The organism is Streptomyces sp. NPDC007917 (assembly GCF_042959105.1).
GTDB lineage: Bacteria > Actinomycetota > Actinomycetes > Streptomycetales > Streptomycetaceae > Streptomyces.
On sequence record NZ_JBIBKK010000005.1, the window covers coordinates 480,879 to 499,841 of the forward strand.

At 71.4% G+C, this 18,963-nt stretch carries 17 protein-coding genes and 1 pseudogene; 13 read left to right on the forward strand and 5 right to left on the reverse strand.

What is annotated here, in order from left to right; translation table 11 throughout:
* Window positions 1–66: 66 nt before the first annotated feature.
* A complete protein-coding gene (locus tag ACFZDL_RS12555; protein ID WP_353593027.1) occupies window positions 67–1,011 on the reverse strand; it encodes a carbohydrate kinase in 945 nt (314 codons plus the stop codon).
* Window positions 1,012–1,081: 70 nt separating this feature from the next.
* Window positions 1,082–2,080 (reverse strand): LacI family DNA-binding transcriptional regulator, encoded by a 999-nt coding sequence (locus ACFZDL_RS12560; protein ID WP_353593028.1) that lies wholly within the window; start codon window positions 2,078–2,080, stop codon window positions 1,082–1,084.
* A gap of 178 nt (window positions 2,081–2,258) precedes the next feature.
* Here ACFZDL_RS12560 and uvrC point away from each other — a divergent pair, with 178 nt between their 5' ends.
* The 13 genes and pseudogenes from uvrC to pgi all read left to right on the forward strand — a co-directional run bounded on the left by uvrC (window position 2,259) and on the right by pgi (window position 15,504).
* Entirely contained in the window at window positions 2,259–4,298 is a 2,040-nt protein-coding gene (gene uvrC, locus ACFZDL_RS12565) for an excinuclease ABC subunit UvrC (RefSeq protein ID WP_353593029.1), read from the forward strand.
* The gene (gene rapZ / locus ACFZDL_RS12570) at window positions 4,295–5,230 is read left to right on the forward strand and encodes an RNase adapter RapZ (RefSeq protein WP_353593030.1); all 936 of its coding nucleotides are present in this window, start codon (window positions 4,295–4,297) and stop codon (window positions 5,228–5,230) included. The genes uvrC and rapZ overlap by 4 nt, the downstream gene beginning before the upstream one ends.
* A complete protein-coding gene (yvcK, locus tag ACFZDL_RS12575; RefSeq protein ID WP_353593031.1) occupies window positions 5,227–6,246 on the forward strand; it encodes a uridine diphosphate-N-acetylglucosamine-binding protein YvcK in 1,020 nt (339 codons plus the stop codon). The genes rapZ and yvcK overlap by 4 nt, the downstream gene beginning before the upstream one ends.
* A complete protein-coding gene (gene whiA, locus ACFZDL_RS12580; RefSeq protein WP_353593032.1) occupies window positions 6,237–7,226 on the forward strand; it encodes a DNA-binding protein WhiA in 990 nt (329 codons plus the stop codon). The genes yvcK and whiA overlap by 10 nt, the downstream gene beginning before the upstream one ends.
* A 103-nt stretch (window positions 7,227–7,329) precedes the next feature.
* On the forward strand, window positions 7,330–7,812 hold the full coding sequence (locus ACFZDL_RS12585) for a hypothetical protein (protein ID WP_353593033.1): 483 nt from the start codon (window positions 7,330–7,332) through the stop codon (window positions 7,810–7,812).
* A gap of 140 nt (window positions 7,813–7,952) precedes the next feature.
* Window positions 7,953–8,259 (forward strand): annotated as a pseudogene (locus ACFZDL_RS12590) (zinc carboxypeptidase); the annotation flags it as partial.
* Window positions 8,260–8,446: 187 nt separating this feature from the next.
* Window positions 8,447–9,451 (forward strand): type I glyceraldehyde-3-phosphate dehydrogenase, encoded by a 1,005-nt coding sequence (gene gap, locus ACFZDL_RS12595; protein ID WP_353593034.1) that lies wholly within the window; start codon window positions 8,447–8,449, stop codon window positions 9,449–9,451.
* A 78-nt stretch (window positions 9,452–9,529) separates the two neighbouring features.
* Window positions 9,530–10,732, forward strand: a complete 1,203-nt coding sequence (locus ACFZDL_RS12600; protein ID WP_353593035.1) for a phosphoglycerate kinase — start codon at window positions 9,530–9,532, stop codon at window positions 10,730–10,732.
* Between the two features lie 5 nt (window positions 10,733–10,737).
* Complete coding sequence (tpiA, locus tag ACFZDL_RS12605; RefSeq protein ID WP_353593036.1) at window positions 10,738–11,514, forward strand: triose-phosphate isomerase; 777 nt, start codon at window positions 10,738–10,740, stop codon at window positions 11,512–11,514.
* A 143-nt stretch (window positions 11,515–11,657) separates the two neighbouring features.
* Entirely contained in the window at window positions 11,658–11,885 is a 228-nt protein-coding gene (gene secG, locus ACFZDL_RS12610; RefSeq protein WP_319696307.1) for a preprotein translocase subunit SecG, read from the forward strand.
* A 194-nt stretch (window positions 11,886–12,079) separates the two neighbouring features.
* On the forward strand, window positions 12,080–12,415 hold the full coding sequence (locus ACFZDL_RS12615) for an RNA polymerase-binding protein RbpA (protein ID WP_076971064.1): 336 nt from the start codon (window positions 12,080–12,082) through the stop codon (window positions 12,413–12,415).
* A gap of 147 nt (window positions 12,416–12,562) precedes the next feature.
* The gene (locus tag ACFZDL_RS12620; protein WP_353593037.1) at window positions 12,563–13,801 is read left to right on the forward strand and encodes an MFS transporter; all 1,239 of its coding nucleotides are present in this window, start codon (window positions 12,563–12,565) and stop codon (window positions 13,799–13,801) included.
* Between the two features lie 50 nt (window positions 13,802–13,851).
* Window positions 13,852–15,504 carry a glucose-6-phosphate isomerase gene (gene pgi, locus ACFZDL_RS12625; RefSeq protein WP_353593038.1) on the forward strand — a complete coding sequence of 551 codons (1,653 nt, stop codon included), beginning with the start codon at window positions 13,852–13,854 and terminating at the stop codon, window positions 15,502–15,504.
* 73 nt (window positions 15,505–15,577) lie between these two features.
* Here the strand turns inward: pgi and pgl are convergent, their stop codons facing one another.
* The 3 genes from pgl to zwf are packed head-to-tail and all read right to left on the reverse strand — an operon-like array spanning window position 15,578 to window position 18,959.
* Window positions 15,578–16,360, reverse strand: coding sequence for a 6-phosphogluconolactonase (gene pgl / locus ACFZDL_RS12630; RefSeq protein ID WP_353593039.1), 783 nt, complete (start codon window positions 16,358–16,360; stop codon window positions 15,578–15,580).
* Complete coding sequence (opcA, locus tag ACFZDL_RS12635) at window positions 16,357–17,427, reverse strand: glucose-6-phosphate dehydrogenase assembly protein OpcA (protein WP_353593040.1); 1,071 nt, start codon at window positions 17,425–17,427, stop codon at window positions 16,357–16,359. Before opcA ends, pgl begins: the two co-directional genes overlap by 4 nt.
* A complete protein-coding gene (zwf, locus tag ACFZDL_RS12640; protein ID WP_353593041.1) occupies window positions 17,424–18,959 on the reverse strand; it encodes a glucose-6-phosphate dehydrogenase in 1,536 nt (511 codons plus the stop codon). The genes opcA and zwf overlap by 4 nt, the downstream gene beginning before the upstream one ends.
* Window positions 18,960–18,963: the final 4 nt, after the last annotated feature.

Below are 18,963 nucleotides of genomic sequence, written 5' to 3' on the forward strand. Positions count from 1 at the left end.
CCGCCGTCGAACCGGCGGCGGGCGCGCCCCATGCGTCCTTCGGCGGCCCCCGGCGGCCTCTCCGGGTCAGAGCTCGGACGCGTAGGGCGGCTGTGCGCCCGGCCGGGAGCAGGTGACGGCCGCGGCCCGCGCCGCGAAGCCGAGCACATCCCGCCAGGCCGCCTCGTCCAGCTTCGCCACCGCGTCCGCCGACAGCGCCTCATGCGCCGCCAGCCGGTGCAGCAGCGCGGCGTTCACCGTGTCGCCCGCCCCGATGGTGTCCACGACCTCGATCTGTACGCCGGGCACGGCGCAGCCGCCCCCGCCCCGGGTGAGGACGCTGATGCCGTCCCGGCCGTGGGTGAGGACCACGGCCGCAGGGCCCGCGGCCAGCCACTCCCGGGCGGCCGCCGCCGGGTCCTGGGCGCCGGCCAGCCAGGCCGCGTCCTCCATCGACAGCTTGAGCAGCCCGACATGCGGCAGCCAGCCGTGGAACCGGGCCCGGTAGGCGTCGGCGTCGGGGATCAGACCAGTGCGGATGTTGGGGTCGAGCGTGGTGAAGACGCCCCGGGCCGCCTCGCGCCGCAGCAGCGCCTCGTAGGCGCTCGCGCCCGGCTCCAGCACCAGCGAGCAGGTGCCGAAGGACAGCGCCGTGACCGAGTCGGGAAGGGCCGCGGGCAGCTCGAAGAGGCGGTCCGCAGTGCCCTCGACGTAGAAGCCGTAGCCCGCCGATCCGTCGGGGGCTATCGACGCGACCGCCAGCGTGGTCGGCTCCCCACCGCGCTGCACCAGCGCGGTGTCCACGCCGTCCGCGCGCAGCCCCGCCATCAGCGCCTCGCCGAAGCCGTCGGTGGAGATCCGGGAGCAGAAGGCGGTCGGCGAGCCCAGCCGGCCCAGCGCCACGGCCGTGTTGTACGGGCCGCCGCCGCGCCGCGGCAGCAGCGCCGGCAGGGCCGGGTCCGCCGCGGGCCCGGCCGCTGCCGGGCGGTCGGGCACCAGGTCGATCAGGGCTTCTCCGGCGACGACGATCACGGGGCGGTTCCTCACGTTGGGGGTGGGTGGGGGTCCCGGGGCCCACCGGGTGGCGGCCCCGTCATGCGCTTCACTCCTCGCAGCCGCACGAGGTGCGGTGCACCAGGGTGCAGGGCAGCCGGACGGTCCGCGGCGGCCGAGAGGGGTCCGCCAGCCGGTCGAGCAGCAGCCTGACGGCGGTGGCGCCGATCTCGCGGCTGGGCTGCGAGATCGCGGTGAGCCGGGGCGAGAACACATCGGCCCAGGCGAAGTCGTCGAAGCAGACCAGCGCGATGTCGTCCGGCACGCGAAGGCCCGCCTCGCGCAGGGCGCGCAGCGCGCCGATGGTCATCGCGTTGTTCGCGGTGACGATCGCGGTGGGCGGCCGGGCGGCGGACAGCAGCTGCCGGGTGGCGTCCCGCGCGCCGTCCGCCTCGGAGTCGCCGCCGGTCAGCAGCTCGGGGGCGAACGGCAGCCCTCGTCGGCGCAGCCCGGCCCGGTAGCCGGCGATCCGCTCGGCGGTGGTGCTCAGCCCCGGCGCGCCCGCGACCAGGCCGATGCGGGTGTGGCCGAGATCGGCGAGGTGGTGGACGAGCTGTTCGACGTGGCGGGCGTTCTCCGCGCTCACCTGGTCGTGGGCGTCGGTGACCAGCCGGTCGAGGAAGACGGCGGGGACCTGGTGGCGGGTCAGATAGTCGATCATCGCGCCGGGTTCGGCGGAGGCGGCGACGATTACTCCGTCCACCCGCCGTTCGTGGAGCAGCCGGACGGCCTTGTGCTCCTGCTCGGGATCGTCGTGCGGGTCGGCGATGAGCAGGCCGTAGCCGTGCTCCAGCGCGCTGGACTCCACGCCTTGGAGGATCTCGGTGAAGTACGGATTGCTGATGGCCGAGACCGCCAGGCCGATCGAGCGGGTGCGCGCGGTGACCAGGGAGCGGGCGAGGGTGTTGTGGGTGTAGCCCAGGGCGTCGATGGCGTCGAGCACGGCCCGCCGGGTGTCCGGGAGCACCGGGCGGGTCTCGTTGAGCACATGCGAGACGGTTGCGACGGACACGCCCGCCCGCCGGGCCACATCAGCCATGGTCGCCATGGAGCAGGAACGTACCGCATCGAAGGCGGCGCGTAAACGCTTGCGCAAGCGTTTACGCGCTTCCGGTCGCGGACCGTGCGCCCCGCCGGGGCCCTGGGCCCGGCCGAGAGGGAAAGCCCGCCGCCGGGGGAGGCCCGACCGCTCCGGACTGTCACTCCCCGCCAGTAGGGTGGTGACCATGGCCGACCCGAGCAGCTACCGCCCCAAGCCGGGACAGATCCCCGAGTCGCCGGGGGTCTACAAGTTCCGAGACGAGCACGGCCGGGTGATCTACGTCGGAAAGGCGAAGAGCCTGCGCCCGCGGCTCTCCTCCTACTTCCAGGACCTGGCGAACCTCCACCCGCGCACCCGCACCATGGTCACCACCGCCGCCTCCGTGGAGTGGACCGTGGTGAGCACGGAGGTCGAGGCGCTGCAGCTCGAGTACTCCTGGATCAAGGAGTTCGACCCCCGGTTCAACGTCAAGTACCGCGACGACAAGAGCTATCCGTCCCTCGCCGTGACGCTCAACGAGGAATTCCCCCGGGTCCAGGTCATGCGAGGCCCCAAGAAGAAGGGCGTGCGCTACTTCGGCCCGTACGGCCACGCCTGGGCCATCCGCGAAACCGTCGACCTGATGCTGCGGGTCTTCCCGGTGCGGACCTGCTCGGCCGGGGTGTTCAAGCGCTCGGCCCAGATCGGCCGCCCCTGTCTGCTGGGCTACATCGGCAAGTGCTCCGCCCCCTGCGTGGGCCGGGTGACCGCCGAGGAGCACCGGCGGCTGGCCGAGGAGTTCTGCGACTTCATGGCCGGGCGCACCGGCACCTATCTGCGCCGCCTGGAGCAGCGGATGCAGGAGGCCGCCGAGGAGATGGAGTACGAGAAGGCGGCCCGGCTCCGCGACGACATCGGGGCGCTCAAGCGCGCCATGGAGAAGAACGCGGTGGTGCTCGCCGACGCCACCGACGCCGACCTGATAGCGATCGCCGAGGACGAGCTGGAGGCCGCCGTCCAGATCTTCCATGTGCGCGGCGGCCGGGTCCGCGGCCAGCGCGGCTGGGTCACCGACAAGGTGGAGGCCGTCGACACCGCCGGGCTGGTCGAACACGCCCTGCAGCAGCTGTACGGGGAGGAGAAGGGCGACGCGGTCCCCAGGGAGGTGCTGGTACCCGCCCTGCCCGACCCGGCCGAGCCGGTCGCCCAGTGGCTGAGCGACCGCCGCGGCTCCCGGGTCGATCTGCGCATCCCGCAGCGCGGTGACAAGAAGGACCTGATGGCGACCGTCGCGCGCAACGCCCAGCAGGCGCTGGCGCTGCACAAGACCAAGCGCGCCTCCGATCTGACCACGCGCTCGCGCGCCCTGGAGGAGATCGCGGAGGCCCTGGAGCTGGACTCCGCCCCGCTGCGCGTCGAGTGCTTCGACATCTCGCACCTGCAGGGCGAGGACGTGGTGGCCTCCATGGTGGTCTTCGAGGACGGCCTGGCGCGCAAGAGCGAGTACCGCCGCTTCCAGATCAAGAGCTTCGCGGGCCAGGACGACGTCCGCGCCATGCACGAGGTCGTCAGCCGCCGGTTCCGCCGCTATCTGCAGGAGAAGACGGACACCGGCGAGTGGGGCCCGGCGCCCGAGGGCGACACCGCTGCGGACGGGGACTCCGCGGCGCCCGCCGGGCCCATCGACGAGAGCGGCAAGCCGAAGCGATTCGCCTACCCGCCGCAGCTCGTCGTCGTGGACGGCGGCCGGCCGCAGGTCGCCGCCGCCAAGCGGGCGCTGGACGAGCTCGGGATCGACGACGTGGCCGTCTGCGGCCTCGCCAAGCGGCTGGAGGAGGTCTGGCTGCCCGACGACGAGGACCCGGTGGTGCTGCCCCGCAGCAGCGAGGGGCTGTATCTGCTGCAGCGCGTGCGCGACGAGGCGCACCGCTTCGCCATCACCTACCAGCGCGGCAAGCGGGCCAAGTCGATGAAGGCCGGCCCGCTGGACACCGTGCCCGGGCTCGGCGAGAGCCGTCGGCAGGCGCTCCTGAAGCACTTCGGCTCGCTCAAGCGGCTGCGCGCCGCGACGGTCGAGCAGATATGCGAGGTGCCGGGGGTGGGCCGCAAGACGGCCGAGACGGTCGCGGCCGCCCTCGCCACGGCGGCCCCGGCCGCCCCGGCGGTGAACACCGCCACAGGAGAGATCATTGAGGATGAGGCCGCGAGCGCGGCGTCGTCATCGACGCGGGGGACGGACAGATGAACGAGCATGAGAAGCATGGAGACGGAGCGCAGGTGAATACGGGCACCCCGGGAGACGCCGCCGAGGCGACGGCCATCCCCGAGCTGGTGATCATCTCCGGTATGTCGGGGGCGGGCCGCAGCACCGCCGCGAAATGTCTGGAGGACCTCGGCTGGTTCGTGGTGGACAACCTGCCGCCCGCGCTGATCCCCACCATGGTGGACCTCGGCGCCCGCTCCCAGGGCAATGTGGCCCGTATCGCGGTGGTCGTCGACGTCCGCGGCCGTCGCTTCTTCGACAATCTGCGCGAGTCCCTGGCGGACCTGGCCGCCAAGAGCGTCAAGCGCCGCGTCCTGTTCCTGGAGGCGTCCGACGAGGCCCTGGTGCGCCGCTTCGAGTCGGTGCGCCGCCCGCACCCGCTCCAGGGCGACGGCCGGATCGTGGACGGCATCGCGGCCGAGCGGGACCTGCTGCGCGAGCTGCGCGGCGACGCCGACCTGGTGATCGACACCTCCAGCCTCAACGTGCACGAGCTGCGCGCCAAGATGGACGCCCAGTTCGCCGGCGAGGAGGAGCCGGAGCTGCGGGCCACCGTCATGTCCTTCGGCTACAAGTACGGCCTGCCGGTCGACGCCGACCTGGTGGTGGACTGCCGCTTCCTGCCGAACCCGCACTGGGTCCCGGAGCTGCGCCCCTTCACCGGCCTCAACGAGGAGGTCGCCGGCTATGTCTTCAACCAGCCCGGCGCCAAGGAGTTCCTGGACCGCTACGCGGAGCTGCTGCAGCTGATCGCGACCGGCTACCGCCGCGAGGGCAAGCGCTATGTGACCATCGCCGTCGGCTGCACCGGAGGCAAGCACCGCAGCGTCGCGATGTCCGAGCGGCTGGCGGCCCGGCTCGCCGCCGAGGGAGTCGAGACCGTCATCGTCCACCGTGACATGGGGCGCGAGTGACGATCCGGACCAGACGGCTGCGGCGGCTGGTCGGATCCCGCACCAGCAAAGGAGCGCAGCCCAAGGTGGTCGCGCTCGGCGGCGGGATGGGGCTGTCCGCCTCGCTCGCCGCCCTGCGCCGGATCACCGGCGATCTGACCGCCGTCGTCACCGTCGCCGACGACGGGGGCTCCAGCGGGCGGCTGCGCGACGAGCTCGGCGTGCTGCCGCCCGGCGATCTGCGCAAGGCGCTGGCCGCGCTGTGCGGCGACGACGACTGGGGCCAGACGTGGGCCCGGGTCATCCAGCACCGCTTCGCCAGCGAGGGCGAGCTGCACGGCCACGCGGTCGGCAATCTCCTGATCGTCGCCCTGTGGGAGCAGCTGGGCGACCACGTCAAGGCCCTGGACCTGGTCGGCAAGCTGCTGGGCGCGCACGGCCGGGTGCTGCCCATGTCGGCGGTCCCGCTGGAGCTCCAGGCGTTCGTCCGCGGCCACGACCCGGGCCGCCCGGACGAGGTCACCACGGTGCGCGGGCAGGCCACCGTCGCGCTCACCCCCGGCGAGGTGCAGTCGGTCCATCTGGTGCCGGGCGGCCCGCCGGCTGTCCCCGAGGCCGTCGAGGCGGTCCTGGACGCCGACTGGGTGGTGCTGGGCCCCGGCTCCTGGTTCTCCTCGGTGATCCCGCATCTGCTCGTCCCCGAGCTGCTGGAAGCGCTCACCGACACCAAGGCCCGACGGGTCCTGTCGCTGAACCTCGCCCCCCAGCCCGGTGAAACCGACGGCTTCTCCCCGCAGCGTCATTTGGAGGTTTTGGCCCGACACGCCCCTAAACTCGCCTTCGACGTGGTGCTGGCCGACCAGGCCGCCGTCCCCGACCAGGGCAGTCTGTGCGACGCCGCGAAGCGGCTGGGCGGCACGGTCGAGCTCGCGCCGGTGGCCAGGCCCGACGGCTCCCCGAAACACGACCCGGAGCTTTTGGCGGCCGCGTACGACCGTATTTTTCGGATGCATGGAAGGATCGGCCCATGGCGATGACGGCAGCGGTGAAGGACGAAATCTCCCGGCTCCCCGTCACCCGCACCTGCTGCCGGAAAGCGGAGGTCTCGGCGATCCTGCGGTTCGCGGGCGGGCTGCACCTGGTCAGCGGGCGGATCGTGATCGAGGCGGAGCTGGATACGGGCATCGCGGCCCGCAGAGTGCGCAAGGACATCCTGGAGATCTTCGGACACTCCTCGGACCTGGTGGTGATGGCCCCCGGCGGGCTGCGGCGCGGCAGCCGCTATGTGGTGCGGGTGGTGGCGGGCGGTGACCAACTGGCCCGGCAGACCGGGCTGGTCGACGGCCGCGGCCGGCCGATCCGCGGGCTGCCGCCGCAGGTCGTCTCGGGTGCCACCTGTGACGCCGAGGCCGCCTGGCGCGGGGCCTTCCTCGCCCATGGCTCGCTCACCGAGCCCGGCCGCTCCTCCTCGCTGGAAGTGACCTGCCCCGGCCCCGAGGCCGCGCTCGCGCTGGTCGGCGCGGCGCGCCGGCTGCAGATCGCCGCCAAGGCGCGGGAGGTGCGCAGTGTTGACCGCGTTGTCGTCCGTGACGGTGATGCCATCGGCGCGCTGTTGACGCGACTCGGTGCCCATGAGTCGGTGCTCGCGTGGGAGGAGCGCCGGATGCGCCGCGAGGTCCGCGCCACCGCCAACCGGCTCGCCAACTTCGACGACGCCAACCTGCGCCGCTCGGCCCGGGCCGCCGTCGCCGCCGGGGCCCGGGTGCAGCGCGCGCTGGAGATCCTGGGCGACGAGGTGCCCGAGCACCTGGCCGCGGCCGGCCGACTGCGCATGGAGCACAAGCAGGCGTCCCTGGAGGAGTTGGGCGCGCTCGCCGACCCGCCGCTGACCAAGGACGCTGTCGCGGGCCGTATCCGCCGCCTGCTGGCCATGGCGGACAAGCGCGCCCAGGACCTCGGGATCCCCGGCACGGAGTCCAGCCTGACCGAGGAGATGGCCGAGGGCATGGTCGGCTGACCGCACCGGCTGCCCACCTCGGCTGACAGTACGACAGAACTGCACGGCAGGACTGCTCGAGAGGCATCGCGCCCCCGGCTTCCCAGGAGAGGCCGGGGGCGCGATGCTGCCCTGCGCCTCGCGGTTCTTCGCGCCGGACGGCCTTGCGGTGTTATCGGGATCGGGCGCGCTGCGTATCCGGCAGGACGCCTTCAAACAAGGCAAGCCGGTCCCGTCGATCGTCGAACTGGCGAAGATGGTGATCACCGAGGCGAAAAAGACGCCCGAGCGGGGGTGGCTCGGCGAGGTGTCGGCGGTCGTACTTCAGTCGTCCCTGAGGGACCTTCAGACCGCGTACGGCAACTTCTTCGCGTCGAAGAAGGGCACCCGTAAGGGACCGAAGATCGGGCCGCCGCGCTTCAAGATGCTCCGCCGTGCCCCAGCGGACAGCTGCGGCGCGCTCACCGGCCCGAAGGGAACGGCCGGACTCAAGGTCCGGGTCTGGGCGTGTGACTGCGGCACCGTGCACGACCGCGACCGGAATGCTGAGTGCAACCTTCGCGCCGAGGGGCGGCGCATGGTGGCGGCCGGGCGGGCCGACACGTAAAACGCCTGCGGAGCCCGTGGAAGACCCGGCAAGCCGGGCGGTGGGTGATGAAACAGGAACCACCCGAAGACCGCCGTCCAACAGCGGTGGCCAGGCGGGAAGTCCCCGGCTTCGGTCGGGGGAGACGTCAACTGATCCTGCACCCGTTCCTGGCGCGCTACCTGACCCGTGGCGCGAACGCCTGTGAGGCGGGCGGGACCACGGGCGACTGGAACGCCTTCAACGGCTCCTCGGAAGGCTGGCGGCCCGTCTCCGTGGACCTGAGCGGCTACGCGGGCAAAAAGGTCGAGCTGTCCCTCTCGTATGTGACCGACTCCGGTACGGGCGGCCTCGGCCGCGGTCACCACCCGGGATGCCGTGCTCCTCGGCTTCGGACTGGAACACATCCCCAGCGCGTCCGAGCGGAAGCGACTCGTGGGGTCCGCGCCGCGTGCGTTGCGACGTTGACCTCTCGTGACGGAAAGTGACTGACAGGTAAATCGAAGCCGGCGGTCCGTACCACTTTTCAGTGGACGTGGGCCACCGGTGCCAATGTCACGTACGTCCCGTGATAGCGGTAGGGTCGGATGCGGTCGGGGACATCCAATAAGGCTCGCCGGCGTCCATACCGGCACACCAACGAGGAGATCGGTTCGTGACGATCCGCGTAGGCATCAACGGCTTCGGCCGCATCGGACGCAACTACTTCCGCGCGCTCCTGGACCAGGGCGCGGACATCGAGATCGTCGGTGTCAACGACCTGACCGACAACGCCACTCTCGTCCACCTGCTGAAGTACGACACCATCCTGGGTCGGCTGAAGCAGGCGGTCAGCCACACCGACGACACCATCACCGTCGGCAACCAGACGTTCAAGACGTTCGCCGAGCGGGACCCGGCCCAGCTGCCCTGGAGCGAGCTCGGCGCCGACATCGTCATCGAGTCGACGGGCATCTTCACCAAGCGCGACGACGCGGCGAAGCACCTGGCCGCCGGTGCCAAGAAGGTCCTGATCTCCGCGCCCGCCAAGGGCGAGGACATCACCATCGTCATGGGCGTCAACCAGGACAAGTACGACGCCGCCAACCACCACGTCATCTCCAACGCGTCCTGCACCACCAACTGTGTGGCCCCGATGGCCAAGGTCCTCGACGAGGCCTTCGGCATCACCAAGGGTCTGATGACCACGGTGCACGCGTACACCAACGACCAGCGCATCCTGGACTTCCCGCACAAGGACCTGCGCCGCGCGCGGGCCGCCGCGGAGAACATCATCCCGACCTCGACCGGTGCGGCGAAGGCCACCGCCCTGGTCCTCCCGCAGCTCAAGGGCAAGCTGGACGGCATCGCCATGCGCGTCCCGGTGCCCACCGGCTCGGTCACCGACCTGGTCGTCGAGCTGGACCGCGAGGTCACCAGGGACGAGGTCAACACCGCCTTCCAGAAGGCCGCCGAGGGCCAGCTCAAGGGCATCCTCGAGTACACCGAGGACGAGATCGTCTCCTCGGACATCGTCAACTGGCCGGCCTCCTGCACCTTCGACTCCTCGCTGACCATGGCCCAGGGCAAGCAGGTCAAGGTCATCGGCTGGTACGACAACGAGTGGGGCTACTCCAACCGCCTCGTCGACCTGACCGTCTTCGTCGGCAACCAGCTCTGACCGCTGCCGAGATGAGCCAGGACAGGGCCCGGTACGACGCTGTCGTACGGGCCCTGTCCCATGAACTAGGAGTCCTCTGTGAAGACGATTGACGATCTGCAGGTCGCCGGGAAGCGGGTCTTCGTCCGCGCCGATCTGAACGTCCCGCTCGACGGCGAGACGATCACCGACGACGGCCGTATCCGCGCCGCCGTGCCGACCATCGCGGGGCTCGCCGAGTCGGGCGCCAAGGTGATCGTCGCCTCCCACCTGGGCCGGCCCAAGGGCGCGCCCGAGCCCCGCTTCTCGCTCGCCCCGGTCGCCCGGCGGCTCGGCGAACTCCTCGGCAAGCAGGTCGCGTTCGCGGCCGACACGGTCGGGGACAGCGCCCGCGAGGCCGTGGCCGGGCTCGGCGAGGGCGATGTGGTGCTGCTGGAGAACCTGCGCTTCAACGCCGGTGAGACCAGCAAGGACGACGCCGAGCGCGGCGCCTTCGCCGATCAGCTCGCCGCCCTCGCGGACCTGTACGTGGGCGACGGCTTCGGCGCCGTGCACCGCAAGCACGCCTCCGTGTTCGACCTCCCGGCGCGGCTGCCGCACGCCGCGGGCCACCTGATCGCCGCGGAGCTGAACGTCCTCAGGCAGCTCACCGAGGACGTGAAGCGCCCGTACGCGGTGGTCCTCGGCGGCGCCAAGGTGTCCGACAAGCTCGGCGTCATCGACCACCTCCTGGAGCGGGCCGACCGCATCCTGATCGGCGGCGGCATGGCGTACACCTTCCTCAAGGCCCAGGGCCATGAGATCGGCACCTCGCTGCTCCAGGAGGACCAGATCGGGGCCGTCCAGGAGTACCTGGCGCGCGCCAAGGAGCGCGGTGTGGAGTTCGTGCTCCCCGTCGACGTCCTGGTGGCCCCCGAGTTCCCGGACCTGAAGACGAAGGCCCCCGCCGGCCCGCAGGCCGTCTCCGTCGCGGAGATCCCGGCCGACCGGATGGGTCTTGACATCGGCCCGGGGACCCAGGAGCTGTACGCCTCGAAGCTGGCCGACGCCGCCACCGTCTTCTGGAACGGCCCGATGGGCGTCTTCGAGCACCCCGACTTCGCCGAGGGCACCAGGGCCGTCGCCCAGGCGCTGGTCGAGAGCCCGGCCTTCACCGTGGTGGGCGGGGGAGACTCCGCCGCCGCCGTACGCATCCTGGGCTTCGACGAGAATGCTTTCGGCCACATCTCGACCGGCGGTGGAGCGAGCCTCGAATACCTCGAGGGCAAGACGCTCCCCGGCCTTGCCGCACTGGAGGACTGAACACCGTGAGTGACCGCACCCCGCTGATCGCGGGCAACTGGAAGATGAACCTCAACCACCTCGAGGCCATCGCCCACACCCAGAAGATCACTTTTTCGCTCACCGACAAGGACTACGAGGCCGTCGAGGTCGCGGTCCTTCCGCCGTTCACGGACCTCCGGACGCTCCAGACCCTGGTCGAGCACGACAAGCTGAAGCTCAAGTACGGCGCCCAGGACATCTCGGCGCACGACTCAGGCGCGTACACCGGAGAGATCTCCGGCGCGATGCTCGCCAAGCTGCGGTGCTCCTATGTGGCGGTCGGCCACTCCGAGCGGCGCCAGTACCACAACGAGACCGACGAGCTGTGCAACGCCAAGGTCAAGGCCGCGTTCAAGAACGACATCGTCCCCATCCTGTGTGTCGGTGAGGGCCTGGAGGTGCGCAAGGCGGGCAACCAGGTCGCCCACACGCTCGCGCAGGTCGACGGGGGTCTCAAGGACATCCCCGCCGAGCAGGCCGAGCGGATCGTGATCGCCTACGAGCCGGTCTGGGCCATCGGCACCGGTGAGGTGGCCACGCCCGAGGACGCCCAGGAGGTCTGCGGGGCCATCCGGGGCCGCCTGGCCGAGCTCTACAGCCAGGACGTGGCCGACAAGGTCAGGATCCAGTACGGCGGCTCGGTGAAGCCCGGGAACGTCGCCGCGATCATGGCGCAGCCGGACGTGGACGGCGCGCTGGTCGGGGGCGCCTGCCTGGACGCGGACGACTTCGTCAAGATCGTCCGGTTCCGCGACCAGTGAGCAGGCCGGTGAGTAGGCCGTAGCAGGTCACTCGTCGTACCCTGGCGGGGGTCGAGGTGGTGCGGAAGGCACCGCCCGGCCCCCGCTCCTTACCGTTCCTACCGTCCCGTCCAAGCCCGAGAGAGTTGGTTCCAGCCGTGGTCATGGGGTTCTCGATCGCCCTCATCATCTTCAGCGTCCTGCTGATGATGCTGGTGCTCATGCACAAGGGGAAGGGCGGAGGTCTGTCCGACATGTTCGGTGGTGGCATGCAGTCCTCAGTGGGCGGCTCCTCGGTCGCCGAGCGCAACCTGGACCGGATCACCATCGTCGTCGGTCTGCTGTGGTTCGTCTGCATCGTGGTGCTCGGGCTGCTGATGAAGCTCGATTGAGCCGATAGCTGACGCACCGTCGCGAGCGCGGCTTATCATGGGTTTGCGTCCTCGGGGGCACCTCCTTGCCGAAGGCTGGGGGAGGGTGTAACTCCTCTCACTGGACGCGCGTTGGGCCTTACGTAGACTGGGGCGCCCGGCAGCGGAGCTGCCTACCAATGCTTCGCGGCACCATCACGCAGGGAGTTACGACCGTGGCAAGTGGCAACGCGATCCGTGGAAGTCGGGTCGGAGCGGGGCCGATGGGAGAAGCGGAGCGAGGCGAATCGGCGCCTCGCCTGCGTATTTCCTTCTGGTGCTCGAACGGGCACGAGACTCAGCCGAGCTTCGCCAGCGACGCGCAGATCCCGGACACTTGGGACTGCCCCCGCTGCGGCTTCCCGGCCGGCAAGGACCGGGACAACCCGCCGGACCCGCCGCGCACCGAGCCGTACAAGACGCATCTGGCGTATGTGCGGGAGCGGCGGAGCGACGCCGACGGCGAGGCGATCCTCGCCGAGGCCCTCGCCAAGCTCCGCGGCGAGATCTGAGCGGCGGGCGGGGACGACGCACGGTACGACGGCCCGGCCGGGCACCTCTGACGGGGGTGCGCGGCCGGGCCGTTGTCAGTGGCGGGGGCTACGGTCGTGACGTGGGGTGCCGTACGGGGCGGTGCCGCGTGGCTGTGAGGGGGCGGCATGACCACGGTGGAGGCGGGTGAGCAGGGTGCCGAGCGGGCGTCGCTCGGGTGGCGGGGTGGCTTCGGGCGGCTGTGGGGGGCCGCGGTGGTGTCCCGGTTCGGGGACGCGCTGCGCGGGGCGGCCCTTCCGCTGCTGGCCGTCTCGCTGACCGACTCCCCGGTGCTGGTCTCCCTGGTGACCGCGTGCGGCTTCCTGCCGTGGCTGCTGTTCGGGCTGCTCGGCGGGGCCATCGCCGACCGGGTGGACCAGCGGCGGGCGATGTGGGCGGTGGACGTGGCGCGCGGCGTGCTGATGGCCGCCTTCGCCGTCGTCGTATGGCTGGGACATGCCACGATCGGCCTGCTGCTCGCCCTCGCCTTCGCGCTCACCACCCTGCAGACCCTCTTCGACAACGCGGCCACGGCCCTGCTGCCGTCCGTGGTGGCGCCGGAGGCCCTGAGCCGGGCCAACGCACGCCTGATGACAGGGCAGGAGGTCATGGGCCGGTTCGTGGGCGCGCCGCTGGTGCCGGTGGCCCTGGGGCTCGGCGCCGCCGTGCCGTACGCGGCGGACGCGGCCACCTATCTCGCCGCCGCCGCGCTCGTCGCCTCGCTGGGCTCGGTGCGCCCATCGGGCGGGGAGCCCCGGGCGCCGGGGCGCACGATCCGCCGGGACATGGCCGAGGGCATCAAAGTGCTGTGGCGGGACGGGCTGCTGCGGGCGCTGTGTGTGTCCACGACGCTGTGCAACATAGGCATCGGCGCGCTCATCGCCACGCTGGTGCTGCATGTCACCGGATGGCTGGGCGCCGGGGACGCGGGCTACGCGGCCGTCATCACGGTGTACGGGATCGGCAGTGTGGCGGGTGGGCTGGTGGCCGCGCGGGTGGCGGAGCGGCTGGGGCGCGGCCCCACGATCATGGTGTGCGGTATCGCGCAGGTCGCCGCCCTCCTCGCCCTGGGCGTCATCCGCGAGCTGCCGGCCGCCGCGGCCGCCCTCGGCGTCTTCGGCTTCGCCGGGATCATATGGAACGTCACGGAGGTGACGATGATGCAGCAGCGCAGCCCGGCCGAGATGCTGGGCCGGGTCAGCGCCGCCTTCCGCACGCTGTCGATCGCCGGCACCCCGCTGGGCGCCCTGCTCGGCGGGGTCATAGCCGGGGCATGGGGGCTGAACACACCGGCGCTGGCGGCCGCCGCGCTCTTCGCGGGCGGTCTGGTGGCCCTCGTCCCCGGGATGCGCGCCCCGATCAATTAGGTTGGGGGCCACGGGGGCCAGGCACCGACAAGAAGTGGGCTGATTCCGAGATGAACGCAGATGGCCGCAGCAGGCTCGACCAGCTGCCGGAGTGGAACGCACTGGCCGCACACCGCCAGGAGCTGGGTGACGCGCGGCTGCGCGAGCTGTTCGCCCAGGACCCCGGGCGCGCGGAGCGGTTCACCCTGTCGGTCGGCGACCTCCATCTGGACTACTCCAAGCACCTGGTGACCGACGAGACCCTGCGGCTGCTGCGGGAGCTGGCCCGGGCCACCGGGGTGGCCGAGCTGCGGGACGCCATGCTCCGGGGCGAGAAGATCAACACCACCGAGGACCGGTCGGTGCTGCATATCGCGCTGCGCGCGCCCCACTCGGCGGTCATCGAGGCCGACGGCCAGGACGTCGTCCCCGAAGTACACGCGGTGCTCACCAAGATGGGCACGTTCGTCGACCGGATCCACTCGGGGGAGTGGACCGGCCACACCGGCAAGCGCATCAAGAACGTCGTCAACATCGGTATCGGCGGCTCCGACCTGGGCCCGGCGATGGCGTACGAGGCGCTGCGCGCCTACACCCACCGCGAGTTGCGGTTCCGCTTCGTCTCCAATGTCGACGGGGCGGATCTGCACGAGGCGCTGCTCGGTCTTGACCCGGCCGAGACCCTGTTCATCGTCGCCTCCAAGACCTTCACCACCATCGAGACCATCACCAACGCCACCTCCGCCCGCCGATGGCTGCTGAGGGGCCTCGAAGCGGGCCAGGAAGCGGTCGCCAAGCACTTCGTGGCGCTGTCGACCAACGCGGAGAAGGTCGCCGAGTTCGGCATCAACACCGACAACATGTTCGAGTTCTGGGACTGGGTCGGCGGACGTTACTCCTTCGACTCGGCCATCGGCCTGTCGCTGATGATCGCCATCGGCCAGGAGCACTTCCGCGAGATGCTGGCCGGTTTCCGCCTCGTCGACGAGCACTTCCGCTGCGCCCCGCCCGAGGAGAACGCGCCGATGCTGCTCGGGCTGCTCGGCATCTGGTACGGACAGTTCTTCGACGCGCAGTCCCATGCCGTGCTGCCGTACTCGCACTACATGTCGAAGTTCCCCGCCTATCTGCAGCAGTTGGACATGGAGTCCAACGGCAAGTCGGTGGACCGCGAGGGCAATCCGGTCGGCTGGCAGACCGGACCGGTCGTCTGGGGCACGCCCGGCACCAACGGACAGCACGCCTACTACCAGCTGCTCCACCAGGGCACCAAGATGATTCCGGCCGATCTGATCGGCTTCGCCAACCCGGTGGCGGACCTGTCCCCGATCCTCGCCGGCCACCACGACCTGCTGATGGCCAACCTCTTCGCCCAGGGCCAGGCACTGGCGTTCGGCAAGACGGCGCAGGAGGTGGCCGCCGAGGGGGTGGCGCCGGAGCTGGTGCCGCACAAGACCTTCCCCGGCAACCGCCCCACGACCACGATCCTGGCCGCCGAGCTGAGCCCTTCGGTGCTCGGCCAGCTGATCGCGCTCTACGAGCACAAGGTGTTCGTCCAGGGCGCCGTGTGGAACATCGACTCGTTCGACCAGTGGGGGGTGGAGCTCGGCAAGGTCCTCGCCAAGCGCGTCGAGCCCGCCCTCACCGAGGGCGCCGAGGTGCCGGGGCTCGACCCCTCCACGGCGAGGCTGGTCGCCACCTACCGCTCGCTGCGCGGGCGCTGAGACGGTGCAGGACGCGGGACGGGCCGACCGGGGCTTTGCCCAGTCGGCCCGTCCGGCTGTGTCCCGCGCCCGGTCAGGGCGACGCCGGGGGGTACAGCTCGCGCGGCAGGCCCGCCGCGGCGGCCCGGTCCAGCAGCCACAGCGTGCGGCGGCGGCCGTACGCGCCCGCGGCCGGGGCCTGGATCTCCCCGGCCCCCGACAGCGCGATCGTCACCGCCTTGGCCTTGTCCTCGCCCGCCGCCAGCAGCCAGACCTCCTGCGCCGCGCGGATCGCGGGCAGGGTCAGGGAGACCCGCGTGGGCGGGGGCTTGGGCGCGCCGCGCACCGCCACCACCGTCCGCTCGGCCTCCCGTACGGCGGGCAGCTCCGGGAAGAGCGAGGCCACATGGGTGTCCGGGCCGACGCCCAGCAGCAGGACATCGAAGGACGGCACCGCGCCGTGGTTCTCCGGCCGCGCGGCCCGGTCCAGCTCCTCGGCGTACGCCTCCGCGGCGGCCTCCACCTCGCTGCCCCACGGGCCGTCGGACGCCGGCATCGGGTGCACCCGGGCCGGGTCCAGACCCACCGCGTCCAGCAGCGCCGCCCGCGCCTGGGTGATATTGCGGTCCGGGTGTCCTTCCGGCAGGAACCGCTCGTCACCCCACCACAGATCCAGCCGCGACCAGTCCACGGCGTCCCGGGCGGGCGCCTCGGCGAGCGCGGCCAGCAGGCCGTTGCCGTTGCGCCCGCCGGTCAGCACCACCGAGGCCGAGCCACGGGCCGACTGGGCGTCCACGATCTTTGTGATCAGCCGGGCCGCCGCGGCCTGTGCCATCAGCTCCTTGTCGCGGTGGACGACGACCTGCGGAGCGCTCACGACGCCGCCTTGCCGGCCGCGCCGCCCGCGTCACCAGGGCCGCCGGCCGCATGCGCCGGGGCCCCGGCCGCCTTCTGCGCCGCCTCCGGACGACCCGCGTCACCGGCCCGCGCCGCGGGCTGCTCGGCCGCGCGGGTCATGCCCTTGCCGAGCCGGCTCACCCCGAACCTCACCGCGCAGGCGTACATCTCGTCCGGGTCCAGACGGCGCAGCTCTTCCGCTATCAGCTCCGACCTGTCCCGCCGCTGCAGCGCGACATGCCGGTCCGGCTGCCCCGGCATCGCCAGCTCGGCCAGTGACCCGTTGGCCCGGTCCAGGCAGATCGTGCCGTCGGGCGTCTCCAGCCGCACCGCGGTCAGCCCCGGGCCCTCGGAGACCTGCCGCTGCACCGGGACCCGAAGCCGCTCCGCGAGCCACAGCGCCAGCAGTTCGCCGCTGGGGTTGTACGCCTCACCCTCGACCACGGCGGAGGTGATCGCCGAGTGCTTCTGGTCGAGCGCCGCCGCCAGCACACTGCGCCACGGGGTGATGCGGGTCCAGGCCAGGTCGGTGTCGCCCGGGGTGTACGTCCTGGCCCGCAGCGCGAGCGTGGCCACCGGGTCCTCGGTGGCCTGGGCGTCGGTGATCCGGCGGGCGGCCAGCCGGCCCAGCAGATCCTCGCTGGGGTGCTCCGGCGCGTCATCCGGCCACCACACCACCACCGGGGCGTCCGGCAGCAGCAGTGGCAGCACCACCGACTGGGCGTGGCCCGCGAGCTCGCCGTGCAGCCGCAGCAGCACCGTCTCACCGGTGCCGCTCTCGCCGGCGATCCGCACCTCCGCGTCAAGCCGGGCCATCTTGCGGTCGCGCGGCGAGCGCCCCGGCCGCCTGATGACGACCAGGATGCGCGAGGGGTGTTCCTTGGACGCCTCGCTCGCCGCCTTCAGCGCGTCGTAGTGATTGCCCTCGTCGGTCACGACGACAAGGGTGAGCACCATGCCCACGGCCGGTATCCCCGCCGCCCTCCGCGCCTGGACCAGAGCAGCGTTGATCTGGCTGGACGTGGTGTCGGTGAGATCGATGTTCATGGCCGGCGCCAGCTCCGTCCGTCTCGTGCGAGCATCTCGTCCGCCGCCTTCGGCCCCCAGGTGCCCGCCGTGTACTGCTCGGGCTTTCCGTGCTGGTCCCAGTAGGCCTCGACGGGGTCGAGGATCCGCCAGGACTCCTCCACCTCCTGGTGGCGGGGGAAGAGGTTGGCGTCGCCGAGCAGGACGTCGAGCAGCAGCCGCTCATAGGCCTCGGGGCTGGACTCGGTGAAGGACTCGCCGTAGGCGAAGTCCATCGTCACGTCCCGGATCTCCATGGAGGTGCCGGGCACCTTGGAGCCGAACCGGATGGTCACGCCCTCGTCCGGCTGCACCCGGATGACCAGGGCGTTCTCCCCGAGCTCCTGGGTGTCGGTGGCGTCGAAGGGAGAGTGCGGGGCGCGCTGGAAGACCACCGCGATCTCGGTGACCCGCCGCCCGAGCCGCTTGCCCGTGCGCAGATAGAAGGGGACGCCCGCCCAGCGGCGGTTGTCGATCTCCAGCTTGATCGCGGCATAGGTGTCGGTCTTGGAGTGGGGGTCGATGCCCTCCTCCTCCAGATAGCCCAGCACCTCTTCGCCGCCCTGCCAGCCGTGGGAGTACTGGCCGCGCACGGTGTGCTTGCCCAGCTCCTTCGGCAGCTTGACGGCCTTGAGCGCCTTGAGCTTCTCGGTGACCAGCGCGGTGGCGTCGAAGGAGGAGGGCTCCTCCATGGCGGTCAGCGCGAGGAGCTGCAGCAGGTGGTTCTGGATGACGTCGCGCGCGGCGCCGATGCCGTCGTAGTAGCCGGCCCGGCCGCCGATGCCGATGTCCTCGGCCATGGTGATCTGTACGTGATCGACGTACGACCGGTTCCACAGCGGCTCGAACATGGTGTTGGCGAAGCGCAGCGCCAGGATGTTCTGGACCGTCTCCTTGCCCAGGTAGTGGTCGATCCGGAAGACGTCGCTCGGCCGGAAGACCTCGTGGACGACCTGGTTGAGCTCCTGGGCGCTGGCCAGGTCGTGGCCGAAGGGCTTCTCGATGACGGCGCGCCGCCAGGAGTCGCCGGGCCCGGAGGACAGGCCGTGCTTCTTGAGCTGCTGGACGACGGAGGGGAAGAACTTCGGCGGGACCGACAGGTAGAAGGCGAAGTTGCCGCCCGTGCCGCGCGCCTTGTCCAGGTCCTCGATCGTCTCCCGCAGCTTCTCGAACGCCTCGTCGTCGGAGAACTCGCCGGGCACGAAGCGGAAGCCCTCGGCGAGCTGCTGCCAGACCTCCTCGCGGAAGGGGGTCCTGGCGTGTTCCTTGACCGCGTCGTGCACGACCTGGGCGAAGTCCTCGTTCTCCCAGTCGCGGCGGGCGAAGCCGACGAGCGAGAAGCCCGGCGGCAGCAGGCCGCGGTTGGCCAGGTCGTAGACGGCCGGCATCAGCTTCTTGCGGGACAAGTCGCCCGTGACGCCGAAGATGACCAGGCCGGACGGCCCCGCGATACGCGGAAGCCGCCGGTCCCGGGGGTCACGCAGCGGATTGGCTCCGCTCGTGGAAAGTGACAAGGTC